8 protein-coding genes and 3 pseudogenes are annotated in these 13,150 nt (G+C 48.7%); 7 read left to right on the top strand and 4 right to left on the bottom strand.

The annotated features are described in order from the left end of the window. Positions 1–592: 592 nt before the first annotated feature. Positions 593–1,633 carry a LuxR C-terminal-related transcriptional regulator gene (locus DM373_RS27435; protein ID WP_232893821.1) on the bottom strand — a complete coding sequence of 347 codons (1,041 nt, stop codon included), beginning with the start codon at positions 1,631–1,633 and terminating at the stop codon, positions 593–595. 368 nt (positions 1,634–2,001) lie between these two features. Here DM373_RS27435 and DM373_RS27430 point away from each other — a divergent pair, with 368 nt between their 5' ends. The 5 genes and pseudogenes from DM373_RS27430 to DM373_RS27410 form a co-directional block, all read left to right on the top strand. After that, on the top strand, positions 2,002–2,910 hold the full coding sequence (locus DM373_RS27430; RefSeq protein WP_110996488.1) for a phytanoyl-CoA dioxygenase family protein: 909 nt from the start codon (positions 2,002–2,004) through the stop codon (positions 2,908–2,910). Between the two features lie 180 nt (positions 2,911–3,090). Continuing rightward, positions 3,091–4,410 carry a hypothetical protein gene (locus DM373_RS27425; protein ID WP_110996487.1) on the top strand — a complete coding sequence of 440 codons (1,320 nt, stop codon included), beginning with the start codon at positions 3,091–3,093 and terminating at the stop codon, positions 4,408–4,410. Between the two features lie 33 nt (positions 4,411–4,443). Continuing rightward, positions 4,444–4,899 (top strand): annotated as a pseudogene (locus DM373_RS27420) (aldehyde dehydrogenase family protein); the annotation flags it as partial. Positions 4,900–4,955: 56 nt separating this feature from the next. Then, a complete protein-coding gene (locus DM373_RS27415; protein ID WP_011711660.1) occupies positions 4,956–5,984 on the top strand; it encodes an IS30-like element ISShes10 family transposase in 1,029 nt (342 codons plus the stop codon). A 31-nt stretch (positions 5,985–6,015) separates the two neighbouring features. Then, positions 6,016–7,032: pseudogene (locus DM373_RS27410) on the top strand (aldehyde dehydrogenase family protein); the annotation flags it as partial. Between the two features lie 300 nt (positions 7,033–7,332). Here DM373_RS27410 and DM373_RS28865 read toward each other — a convergent pair. Then, positions 7,333–7,578, bottom strand: coding sequence for a hypothetical protein (locus tag DM373_RS28865; protein WP_157966896.1), 246 nt, complete (start codon positions 7,576–7,578; stop codon positions 7,333–7,335). Between DM373_RS28865 and DM373_RS27405 the strand changes: the two are divergent. Then, positions 7,534–7,956, top strand: a pseudogene (locus DM373_RS27405) (LLM class flavin-dependent oxidoreductase); the annotation flags it as partial. The gene DM373_RS28865 and the pseudogene DM373_RS27405 sit on opposite strands and share 45 nt — an antisense overlap. Positions 7,957–9,140: 1,184 nt before the next feature. Next, positions 9,141–9,410: a helix-turn-helix domain-containing protein gene (locus DM373_RS27390; protein WP_110996484.1), complete on the top strand. Its 270-nt coding sequence runs from the start codon at positions 9,141–9,143 to the stop codon at positions 9,408–9,410. A gap of 118 nt (positions 9,411–9,528) precedes the next feature. Here the strand turns inward: DM373_RS27390 and gmtX are convergent, their stop codons facing one another. Continuing rightward, positions 9,529–10,125 carry a gamma-mobile-trio protein GmtX gene (gene gmtX, locus DM373_RS27385; RefSeq protein WP_110996483.1) on the bottom strand — a complete coding sequence of 199 codons (597 nt, stop codon included), beginning with the start codon at positions 10,123–10,125 and terminating at the stop codon, positions 9,529–9,531. Further along, complete coding sequence (gene gmtZ, locus DM373_RS27380) at positions 10,122–13,142, bottom strand: gamma-mobile-trio integrase GmtZ (RefSeq protein ID WP_279630499.1); 3,021 nt, start codon at positions 13,140–13,142, stop codon at positions 10,122–10,124. The genes gmtX and gmtZ overlap by 4 nt, the downstream gene beginning before the upstream one ends. Positions 13,143–13,150: the final 8 nt, after the last annotated feature.

The raw sequence follows: 13,150 nt of genomic DNA, 5'->3' as shown, positions 1-13,150 counted from the left end.
ACCGGATCAATCTGAAGGGTGAATCAATGCGCAAACGGACGCAGAAATTGACGACGCCAGCCAACCCGGACTAACAATGCCACCCCTGCGTCGCTGCGCTCCGACTGCCCGGCCGGATGGCCGTGGAACAGGTGGCCAGATGGCCCTGGAATGCCTGGCCAGATGAGAGCGGACTGGGTGGCCGGATGGCGTGGAATCCGCACGAAGCTCTTCCTTAGCGCGTGACTGTTGAGGCCTATGCCGAATTGACCCACGTGCCGATGCAAGACTGCCCCAGCTTAGAATCGACGACCCACTGCACAGGCAATGTTTTTCGTGGGATCCGACTGGGTCAGTGACATCTCGGCAACTGGGTCAATTCGGCGTCAGCGCCAACAACCGAAGGGCCGAAAAGCCACTCAATGTGGTGAGTAGGTTCTCCAGTGGTGGTCGTGCCTGAGTTCAGGCCATTTGAAAATCCGACTTTTTTTAACAGAATCGACCCATAGCTGCCCTTCGGCGATAGGCTAAATTGGCCGATAGCTGCCGTTAAATGCCTCCGACGTCTAGGACGTTGAGGGCCGAAAATTATCTCAGCAGCATATCAAGAGGGTTATGTTACGCGATTATCCTCAAAGATAGCGCCTTCGATACCGATCGGTTGCCCTTCGGGGCCGTAAATTCCTACTCCCCATTCAGATATTGACTTGACGACACCATCCGCACATCTAATTTTATATTTAATTCTAAACGGAGTATGCCCACTGACTGCCTCCTCGACAGTACTCCAAACAATAAATTTATCTTCAGGGATGATAAGTTCTTCCCAAGTACTATCTCTACGCTCAACCAACTCCTCCGGAGTATAACCAAGCAATTTAACACTGCCCGAACTTACATACTCCATGACCCAAGTTGAAGCCTTGCGACTTTTGTAGAAAAGCCCTGGCAGGGACTCGATCAAGTTAGACGCATTAGCGAAGCCAAAATTAAACCTGTCTTTATAATCCACAACCGTACTAACTTTCTCAACCACAAAATAGAATTCATCATGAAATATAAAAGAGTTTAAAGTTAGTGTCAATTCATCTCCCAAGTTGGATATAAATCTTACATCTGAAATATGCGAGTTAGGGACGAACTGAACAATAGCATTTAAAAACGTCTCCCACGCTTTTTTGTCTCTATGATGAACATTGTCTACAACCATACTCCCACACGTATCCCCGCCCATCAACAACTGCCAATCCTTGTTATGCCGAACGATATACCCAGAACGGTTGATGACAAATTTGGCGTTTGAAATAGAGATCCAGCCATCGTCGCTCTGCGAGCCAAAGCTAGAAATATCAGCACCGCCCATCGCCCCGCCCCCACCTGTCGTGCGGTAACTTAATACTGCCAATTCAAGCCGAGAGCGAGCATTGAACTTTCTTAACAGGTTTTTGACATGGCTCTTTACCGTACTTTCACTAACATCAAATGCTTTGGCAATATTTTTATTGTTAAATCCCTTTGATATTAATTCCAACGTTTGCAACTCACGTTCCGTTAACGCTGGAGAACAATGCCGTAAAAAATGAGACGCACTAACGCTCGTGTTGATTCCGCAGTAACGATCAACAGAGACGATATCAGCATGCTTAATAGTCATAAAAAACATCTCTCTAATAACCAATACCACGAAAATTTATACTGATGTTTATGTGCAGCAAAGCTTATGCCAACTGAAAAGCCTTTGATTCAGGCTTCTGCGAATCAACAAATAACGATTATTGTTACTAATCGTAACAACTATCGAGAAGATTTCTGCCTCCCCCTAAAGGACTAGTACCCATGGAGACTTGGCGAAATGTTCGGAGGATCGCAAGATCAAATCAACCCATACGGTATACGGCATGCTCCAGCCAGCGTCTGGATAGCGAATTGAGGAGGAAATAGAAAATAAACGACTAGAGAGCAGCTCGACGCGAAAAACAGTAATAACAACAATCAAATATCAATGAATTAGAGAAAAACAAAATGGCACAGCTCAAAAAGTTCGATCGAAATATCAACTCTCTTTCCGAAATCTTGTTAGCAATTGAGGAAGACGGAGGATGCATAGTTAAAAACTTTATTTCAGCTGATTTAACGCGCCGGGTAAGAGAAGAGCTTGCCCAAGACGCGATGGGTATCACTCCCGGCGCATCGTATGCTGACCCAGATATGACTGTGTTTTGGGGACATAATACTAAACGATTCACTCGACTACTCAGCCGATCTCCCTCATTTTCTGAAGTGCTAGAACACGAGTTGATGCATGCCTGGGCGAGCACAAGTTTGACTGGTGATTACTGGCTCAACACCGCTCAAGCAATGATCGTTGGACCAGGGTCTAAGGCCCAAGCCCTGCATCGAGATACAGTGATTTGGCCTATTCTCGCGAATCTCGGTCCTGACGCACCCGAGGCAATGGTCAGTATCATGCTCGCGCTAAGCGACTTCAAAGCAGAAACAGGTGCGACTCTCGTTGTTCCAGGAAGTCATAAGTTTGCAGACTTCAATTCGACCGTCAGTAAAAGCGATACTGTGCAAGCAGTCATGCCTGCAGGTTCAGCACTTCTCTATACGGGAAAAACCATTCATGGCGCCGGCGCGAACGTCACTACTGACCAATGGCGTTTTGGATTGCACATGAGTTTTGTTTTAGGTTGGTTGACCCCCGAAGAAGCGTCACCCATTGGCGTGCCATGGGAAATTGCAAAAAACTTTTCTCCTACTGTCCAACGCCTTCTTGGATATGCGTCACCACGGGATCTCGGCGAAGGCGCATCGCCAAAAAACTGGATGGTAGATTTTGAAGATGTTCGTGCACATTTGGGTGTTAAATACGAACGACCTTCAAAAAAATCCCTGCAAAACCTAAACGACGCAGATGTAAAAGTTTAGCCCTCTAAGCTTCTGGCACCACGCGCATTTATTACTTTAGCGCCGCTCACATTATGTTTGAGTGCTGTCGGCGTTTTTTATTACTTAAACCCGGGATTGGGCTTTTTTGGTTTGGCCGCCCATTTTTTAAATAATTCATACAGCTCCTACTTCAAACAATAAAAACGGCAGATATCAATCATGGCAAAGTCGTCCCGCGTTTTAGTAGCTATCGCTATCAATAGTTTTATCATTCCATGCGCGCTTGCGTATTCATTGCACGAGGATGATAGATGGACGCTAAATGCCGACGCAGAGCTCTCAATGGGAGTTTTCCATAGCAATAAAAGCTATGCTCAATCGAGTGCTAGTGATGCAGGAAGCTCTTCGTGGCAAGAGGCCGCGTTTAAATATGGACTGAGCGGCACGTTAGCAGAAGTTATAAGTGGCCAGCTGTATGGATCATTAAATTGGGTCAGTACTGGATCTTTCGGAGATGGCGACGCTGCTGGTTGGACAGACGGCACGGAACGGACTACCAAAATCGAAGACGCGTATGCTGGTTGGCGTTCCGGAAGTACATTTCCTAGTCTCGGTGATAACGGATTAGATATCTCGTTTGGGCGCCAGAATATTGTTATCGGCGATGGATTTTTAGTTGCCGGCGATTCGCTAAATCTTGGCAAAGGCATAGCAGAAGGCACGCTCAATCGCGGCGGAGCCTACTACCTAACTGGAAGAAAGGATTTTGACCAGACCGCTGTTTTACGCGTAGGTGGGGCCAGTGGCTTAAGAAGCGATTTGATGTGGCTCCAATCAGACAACCCCGCTCAGGCTAAAGCCGGATTAGCCGTAGCGACCTTGGAAAATGTCACAACAAAAGGGACGATCGGCCTTACATACCTTGAAGTAACCAATACTGATAAACGCTTTGATGACTTGAATAGAGATGGTACAAAAACATATTCTTTACGCGGACAAGGTAACATTGGATACCCAGATCTGTTTCTTTCTGCAGAATATGCTCTGCAGAGAAAAGATGACGGAACAAATGAAAACGCCTGGTACGTAGAAGCCGGATGGAAATTTTCAGATCTGTATTTGCGTCCAACCATTAACTATCGATACAGTCGATTTTCGGAAGGATATGATCCTTTATTTTACGGCAATGTACGGGCACTAGGAACATGGTTCCAAGGTGAAGTAGCGTCAAACTATGCTGGCCCTTTTAACTCAAACACGCGGATAAATAGCATATCACTTTCTATCGCCCCTACTGATGCGATGTCCATAGGTATGCTTTTATTCAATTTTGACACACTAGGCAAAGCGGAAAATTTTACCAATTTAAACGCTAAAGAAATTGATGCCTATGCTTTATGGAATATAAGTGAACACACATCACTTATGCCATTGGTCGGAATATATAAGCCCGACGCAGGTTTTGATCAAGGCGGATCCCAGCTAGGGCATTCGGGCTCTAACGTTTACACTCAACTCCTTATTACAACAAAATTCTAGAATTTAAAGTAGACATACAACTAGGTGAATATCATGGGCATAAATTACGAACACTATCATGCATTTCACGAACTGCCATTAGCCGGTACATGGCGACGTGGCCGCGCATCTACATTATTATCAGTTTCTGATCCATTTAATGGCAACCTATTGGCATCATTAACTCAAGCGACTCTTGAAGACCTAAATGATGCTTATTTGACGGCAGCTGCAGTTCAACTCGATTGGGCGAGAAAAAGTCCTGCTTTCCGTGCGGAAGTGATGCTCCGAGCAGTTCAAGTTTTCGATACACGCCGTGACGAAATCATCGATTGGATTATTCGAGAGTCTGGCAGCACCCGCATCAAAGCTATGGTTGAATGGAGTGCTGCGAGAGCAATAACACTCGAGTCTGCGTCCTTCCCAACTCGTGTACATGGACGCATCATGCAGTCCAACGTGGCAGGCAAGGAAAATCGGATCTATCGTGAGCCCTTGGGTGTTATTGGAGGGCGGCCGCAAAAACTGAGTGCAACACCTGACCTTTCCGGTACGGTGCTGCCACTATGTCCTATCACGAACTCAGTATCCCCGAACGTGCGACCCTTCAACTCGGCCTTGCCCAAGGTTTCAGCCAGCGGCGAATTGCCCGGATGCTCGGCCGCTCCCCCTCGACCATCAGCCGGGAGCTGCGCCGCAACCGGGCCCCTGGCACCCGCTACCAGGCCTGTGCTGCCCAGCAGCAGATGCAGGTCCGCCGCCAGGTCTGCAGGCCTCAGTGCAAGCTGCTGCCGGGCAGTGAGCGCTTCGAGCTGGTCGTCCATATGCTGCGTGAGGGTTTGTCTCCCGAGCAGATTGCCGGCAAGCTGCGCAGCATGAACATACCCAGCCTCAGAGAGGCCTACGTCTGCCGCGAGACGATCTATAACGCGATCTACGCCCTGCCGGTCGGTGGCCTGCGCAAGGAGCTGATCATCTGCCTGCGCCAGGGCAAGACGAGTCGCAGGCCGCGCTCTGGCGGCGTCGATCGGCGCGGCCAGATCCCTGAAATGCTCAGCATCCACGTGCGCCCGCCGGAGGTCGAAGACCGGCTGATGCCAGGCCATTGGGAGGGCGACCTGATCAAGGGCAAGGCCAATGCCTCGGCGGTGGGCACCTTGGTGGAGCGTACCAGCGGCTACCTGATGCTGATCAAGATGGCCGACGCGACGGCGACCTCGGCGCTGGAGGGCTTCAGTGCGGCGCTCAATGGCATGCCGCTGGCGGTGCGCAAGAGCATGACCTACGACCAGGGCCGGGAGATGGCGCGGCACGCCGAGATCACCCAGCGGACCGGGGTGGCGATCTACTTCTGCGACCCGCACAGCCCCTGGCAACGCGGCAGCAATGAGAACATCAATGGACTGATCCGCCAGTACCTGCCCAAGGGCACGGACTTGTCGGTGCATAGTCAGGAAGCCCTGGACGCCATCGCTTTGCAACTGAATATGCGACCGCGCAAACGCTTCGACTTCAAATGCCCGATCGAGGTGATGGGCGAAGTGATGCAAGAAGCCGTGGTGATGCGGCATGATGCTCCCGCTTCAATTCAATAACCGTGTTGCACTCAGATCCTGCAACCGCCGAGTTATTAGCCCCTGGAATTTCCCCCTACACCTCACTCAACGCTCGGTAGCACCAGCGCTCGCGCTAGGAAACTCAGTCGTGATCAAACCCGCTAGTGATACTCCAATTTGCGGGGGGTTATTGTTGGCACGAATATTTGAGGAAGCGGGATTGCCTGCGGGAGTGTTAAGTGTCGTCGTGGGCGCGGGCAGTGAAATAGGCGATGCATTCGTCGAACACCCTGTTCCCAAATTTATTTCTTTCACAGGTTCTACCCCTATCGGCTTAAACATTGGACGCTTGGCCTGCGGACAATATCTAAAGCACGTTGCACTTGAGCTCGGCGGCAACAGTCCATTTGTAGTTTTAGCGGATGCTGATTTAGAGTTAGCAGTAAACGCTGCGGTTATGGGGAAATTCTTCCATCAAGGGCAGGTGTGCATGGCGATTAATAGGATTATCGTGGAGGCACCCGTTTACGAGTCCTTTATTGATCTGTTTGCACAGCGAGTGAGGGGGCTTAAAGTCGGTGACCCCAACAATTCTGATACCGTGATTGGTCCAATTATTAATTCGCGCCAACGCGAAGCACTCGAGAGAAAAATCGCGAGAGCAGAAGAACAAGGCGCGCGAGTAATCGTATCCAGTCAGGTCGAGGGACAGTTGGTCCCCCCCCACGTGTTTGCAGATGTAACCGCGGATATGGACATTGCGAAAGAGGAAATATTTGGCCCACTTGTTGGCATTCAGCGCGCGGATGATCGTGAACACGCATTAACTCTTGCAAATCTTAGTGAATTTGGTCTTTCTAGCTCTGTATTCACATCCAACTTAGAGCTCGGTGTCGCGTTCGCCCGTCAGATAAGCGCCGGTATGAGTCACGTAAACGATATTCCCATTAATGACGAGCCACACGTTCCTTTTGGTGGTGAAAAGAACTCAGGGCTCGGTAGGTTTAACGGAGAATGGGCGATCAACGAGTTCACCACTGATCATTGGGTCAGTATTCAATCCAGTCCTCGTAAATATCCCTTCTGACTGAATCTATAGATACATGGCCGATTGTTTTTTTAGAAGAAAATTATCGGCCACCTGTATAAAATTTCCAGAAATCTTTCCGTGCTACATACTCACGCCAAGAAAATAAAGCTTTCAACTTCAACCTAAGGAGTTAACGATGCTCCCAAATTTAGTTGTCACCGTTGAGCCCCATTCATGCCTAGAAGCGTGGGTCGCCACAAATCGCCTCAGGTTATGTCTAGAATTTATGGAGTTAGATAAAAATAACAGTGTACAAGACTGGTATTTGTTTATTGAACGAGCTTATGCTGAATCCCATCACAATCCATATAACCAGGCTGAATATTTCCAGCAAGACTGATTGTTGTGTGAAGTTGGTTTACGTAATTCAAAGAAAGCCGCCCTGCCCGTGCTCGCCTGATCCAGAAAATATTCTGCGCATATTGCGAACTTCGATACTTCAATCATCAGCCAGCCGACTCCGATCGACAGGCCGGCAATAAAAGATTCGAGGTAAGGGCCGAGGCCGGCGGTTTCGGCACCTTCTGGATCGGCGAACACCACGCCATGGGAATACCGATGCCGCTGTTGGCCTACCTGGCCGCCAAGACCACCACCATTCACCTCGGCGCCGGCACCATCATTGCGCCGTTCTGGCACCTGCTGCGGGTCGCCGGCGAATGCGTACTACTGGACGTAATCAGTAACGGTCGCATAAAAGTAGGTCTGGCCCGTGGCGCGTATCAAGTTGAATTCGACCGCATGGCCGGCGGCATGCCCGCTTCCTCCGGCGGTCAAGCACTGCGCGAGATGGTTCCGGTGGTGCGCGCCTTGTGGCAAGGCGATTACGCCCACGATGGCGACATCTGGAAATTCCCGACATCCACCAGCGTGCCAAAGCCGATCCAGAAGCCTAACCCGCCGATGTGGATCGCCGCCCGCTGCGCGAGCTGAACGAATGGATCGCGCTGATCCACGCTGGCTTTGCCATACTTTCCTCGTGCTTCGTCAATCGTCACTCACTCGGCAATCGTCCATTGACCTGCATGAATTACGATTTCAATGGTCTCAGTGAGTGGCGCTGAGAGGTTTGGCTATCGCACTGAATGTTCTGTCACATCGGATTTGGTCGGCGTAATTCTTTGGCCCTCAACGTGTGGCTTACACGAGCCACCAGCTAGACACCCACTCGGCTCAAAACTACCGCCAAATACCAAAGCAGCATCGAGAAATCTGTGGGCGTTTTTTTTTGATCTCTTGACCAGCGTGCGCCCGGCTTCGGCTTCGGCTTCGAACTGACCCTGCAACGACGATTTATGGCTTATGACCTTACGTCGTCCTTTCATCATGACCTCTGGCTGGAGCCTCAAACACGCCACTCCCGTCTCATTACAACCTCAAAAAACGGAAGATAGGTAGCCGATCAACGACATGGATGGCCGGCGACCAATGGGAATGCGACACTCAAAATATTGCTATAGCATATAGTTTTTTTCCCTTTAGCCAATGGGCTCCTCTTGGGGCACGACATCGGAGCGCTTAGTGATAATCCTTTTTGACCCCAAGCAAAAAGAGACAAGAACGTGGACTCATTGCGAAATAGAGGGACTTTGTTTCATTGCTACGATCACATCGGCTAGAACCGGTCAACGGAATCGCGCTGCCATGGTTGAGTGTGCGTATGAGCTACGGCACTATCTTCTAACAGCCAAGGATGTTGTGGTCAGGCACGTCCACATGATGTGTCCCCCTTCCATAAGCGGACGCAGCGCCTGGGCTTTAGAAGAGCTTGAAAGCATTGTGGCGTTTACTGGGGTGGACAACGACCAAAGCGCTGTTCTGTATCGGACATCGATTGCCAGCTACAAGCTCGGAGACCTGGATCTTCGAAGGAAAAAGCATTCTCGAGTTTTGTACTCCACACGCCACCTAAAGCAGCATTCTCCGGGTACCCCCGACACACAGCATGAGGACAGGTCCCTTCAGATGCTCTCTCCTTTTTGGGTACGCTGAACAACGATCCGCACAGAAAGAACTATTTAATCGGTGAAAAATGCAAATATCGCTATAGCGTATAGCTCTTTATCCCGCGGCAAGGCTTTATCGTGCCTTTTGCGGGCCAGCAAATGGATCTCAAAGAATCGTTCGGATTTACCGTAAAATCTATACGTCGCGCCAAAGGGCTTCCCCAAATTGCTGTTGGCATGAATCAGGGATACATCAGCGAACTCGAAAATGGCCAGAAAACTCCGACGCTGCCCAAAATGGCTGCTATCGCAAAAAATCTAGGCATTCATCCCCTGACGCTTCTTGCGGCGGTCTACAGCAACATGGGACCAGAGGACTCAAATCAGCTTTTAGCCAGGATTCATAGCGAACTCGAGAGCCTCAAGTAGAGGACTTAGATAAACCGCCCTGTGCTTACCCTCGCCCGAGAGCAGGTAACGCTTCTCACAGTGACGATCTCAAAGCTTCCCCATTGGGAGGCTTTGCTTGCAGCGTGTGTTACCGATGTCAGAGGTAATTTAGGATTTTCGTGAGCGCATCCAACGTCCCTGGCTTGAACACAGTTTTCCCTTGCTCATCGACAACTGCTCCTTTACTACTTGGTTTGAGTTGCCATGTTATGAAGAAATCTTCAGATATCAGATACTCAATTGCACGACGCTCTACAGGCGTAAGTCTGTACTCCGTCTGACTTCCGACTCGGTCATCAATTCGGATCTCTGTCCCCGGTGGTATGAGCTCTCTATTGAGGCGCTCTGCTTCCGCCAACTTGGAGAGAGTGATGTTGACCATAAGTCGCAATCTCGGGTCTGCAATATCGTCAACCCAGGCATCAGCGGCCTTTTGCTTGGGCAAACGCTTGCGTGCTCCTATGCTCCCCTCGAAACACTTGATCAGCATCCGGTAGTTCTCACCAGTCTTGTTCCGAATGCTTTGTACCTTTGGAACGCCTCGTCCAGTTCCCATACGCGCGATGGTGGCGAAAGAGAAATCAGCGACACCTCGTTCAATCTGTTCTTGGCACACAGCAAAAACCGCATCAAGCGTCACTCGTTGTCTGGGTGCATGTTCCTTCAAATGTGCCAGCATTTCATCGGGCGTCATACCATCAACTCCTTCAAATTAAGTAATTGGGGTGGCTTCGAGGACAAAAGCTCGGAGATCTCTTCTTTCGAAATTCGTTCGTCGTCGCCCAAATCCTCAAGGAGGATATGGCAGTCAATTAGCTGATCGACACGCTCCCAAGTTTTCAATCGTTGCAGCAGGAACTTTGTTACCTGGTTCCCCACAGCCAACTGTTCTTTTTCACTCAGGCAGCACATAGCTGGTCGAATCTTGTTGAATAATGCCACGCGATCAATCATCTGTGATCGACGAGGTGTCGCTGAAGCTGCAGAGACCGACTGAAAAATACTTGCGTTCATACACACTTCATTCAATTGCTGAAACAGAGAAGTTTGCTCAATTTCGACTTTTATTTCATTCTGCTCCTGAACAACGAGCTGAACTTTGCTTTCATCCTTACCTTCCGGCAAAGCAATAATTTTTTTGCATTCGTTGATCTGTTTAGTCAGCATCTGCAAATCACAAAAAAACATGTCCATTTTTTTGGCAAGGCTTTCCTTTTCAGACTGAAGTTTCCTGATCTCTAGTTCGGTGCGGTTACGCTCTTTAGAATCAAAAATTCCTCCAGTTTGTTCTAGGTCGTATTCAAGCTCATCCATCTCCTGAATTTTATCAATGCAATCATCGATCTCCGTTTCGAAGTCCAAATAATGCTTTGCTAGGAGATTGAGTTCGAGGGAGATTGCATTCCACAGCGCAAGCATCCCCCCAAGGAACATCGGACCCGTGATGAAGTGCCGGCAACGAAGGCAGTTTTGCATTCCAAGAAACCCCGCCGGCACCGCATTCCAAACTAGCGTCTTGCCCACACGGGAGCCACCATCATCGCAGCGTGCTGCACCATACGGACACAGTCCGTAGTCGCGAACCAATGTACTGCCAACGTTTCCGGCCTTAAGTACCTGTAACGCCTGCTCATTGTTAGCGACTAACTCATGCATTAACTCATTAAGCCGATTTTGCTCAAGCATCTCCTGAGCTACGTAAGCCCCATCCCTTAGCGCCAGCTTTTCTCCCTCATCCATTCGACGACGGAGGAATGCGGCTCCGACCTTGACGTAGTAAATACTCATGACGACCGACGCGTGTCCGGCCAGCTTCATAATCACTTCAATTGGAAGACCGAACTCCATGACGTAAGCAGTGATCAGGCTGACACGCATGCTGTGCGGGGTGTACACGGACTCATAACGGGATAAAGCGCTGTGGCTACCCCCTTTACGAAAGCTCGCCAAAGTAAGATTTCTAGGCTGTGAAAAATAGAGCGCCGCAGCCAGACGCTCTGAAAGCTGCGATGTAAACGAACCAGGCTGTTCCTCATTAAATGCCCTGAATAGAAAACAGTTGGCACCCTTCCGTTTAAGCTGTGCCTCGTTTAAATTTGTCCGAGTGCACTCTGACCATGGCATAACACGTTTAATAGGATTGTATTTATTTTGCCATTTACGAAGTCGAATCATCCAGTAAATAAGCTTCTCCGGAGCCCAAGGCACATCGTAGCCCTGCCCGCCGTAGCTAGTTTTATTCGAGGTAAAATGCATCCCCCAAGCATTATCTTCACAGCGTTTTATAAATGCCTGTTGATTTTTACGCTGAGCTAAAAAACCTACATTTTTAACCCAAACGACCTTTTTATCCTTAATATCAACAATATACTCGTCCGACTCACCAGAATCATTGTAGGCGATCTGGCGTCCTCGCGCAGGAACTGAAGCAAGGGAATAGGCAAGCATCCAGTAGACCGGGCACCACAATAGATATTTTTCATCTTTTGTTTTGAATACACAATCAGGATCTGAACGATCTATGAGACTTTCATCTACTTCAAGGTAATCCGAATCAAACTGATGCAACTGTATTAAATCGGAAAAGCTAGTAGCACTTTCAGGAACCATCCACTTCTTCATCGAATCAACATATTGGAATGCTAGCGCAGGCTTTGTTGTTTCGCTAGGCCTTGGCTTTCCGTTACTGTCGTATTCCATGGTTGCAAATGGGTTGTTCGCTCCATCTAACCGTATCAACTCACCAGTTTCCTCGTCTTCAATAGTGAGATCATTTCTCAACACCTCATTCAAGTAGGAATTGACTGTCAACAATAGAGCTCGAGCGACCGAACTGTTGACTTGTTTATCCATCAGCATCTTGAACGGCTTGATGTCCAAACCTTTCCTGGTCAAAAACTCCCGAGGCGTTTTATCCACACCACTAGGTTCGATGAAATGTCGGATGAAACGGCAGATACTCGTTTCCTTCCCCCCTCCATTCTTCTGTTTCTTTAAAAATAGTTGGATACTGGGGATCCATCCTATCCCGCAACCTTGAATGTACTCCAAAGTGTATGGGTAGGGTTTATCCAAAAATACGTGCCAGCTCTTCCATTGCGGATAAACCTCTTCAGGGCTGCTAGGAATTCTTGGATCTTTAAGACTCCCCCATAACTCCCGGTATTCTTTAATCGTCGTACATGCGTACGATCTAACTACCTCCTGAAGCTCTTCGTAGCTGTAATTACGCGGTCTATCACACAAACTGAACCAATCTACCCATTCATCAGAAAACATCCTTTCCGGATGAGCAGGTAAGAACGGATATTTTTTACGAGCACTTTTGTATTTGACACTACTGCTGATACCCAAAACCTTCACAGCGCATCGCACATCGTCTAAGCAAATGTAATTTTCCGGCAACAAAAAGTTTATCCAACCCGGAAAATCTTTATATTTTTCTTTAGGCCACTTTGGCAACCGAGCATCAACCGAGCAACCATTCTGATACTCTACACTGGTGGAGAATCTATATTGCGCAGCAACAGACTTGGCTTCTTGCCAAGTCGAGCACCGCACAACACAAGAATCACTTCCAAATACTTCTTGCCAACTAATCCAATATTTTTCATAAACCGTCTCCGGATGCGCTGGCAACTTTGAATCTTCCTTATGGCGAGTTATATATTCAACCCGACTATTAATGCCAATTCTACGCACCGCCGACATGAACCCTT

The sequence above is a fragment of the Pseudomonas sichuanensis genome (genome assembly GCF_003231305.1).
Classification (GTDB): domain Bacteria; phylum Pseudomonadota; class Gammaproteobacteria; order Pseudomonadales; family Pseudomonadaceae; genus Aquipseudomonas; species Aquipseudomonas sichuanensis.
This window is presented reverse-complemented; position numbering and strand designations above follow the sequence as displayed.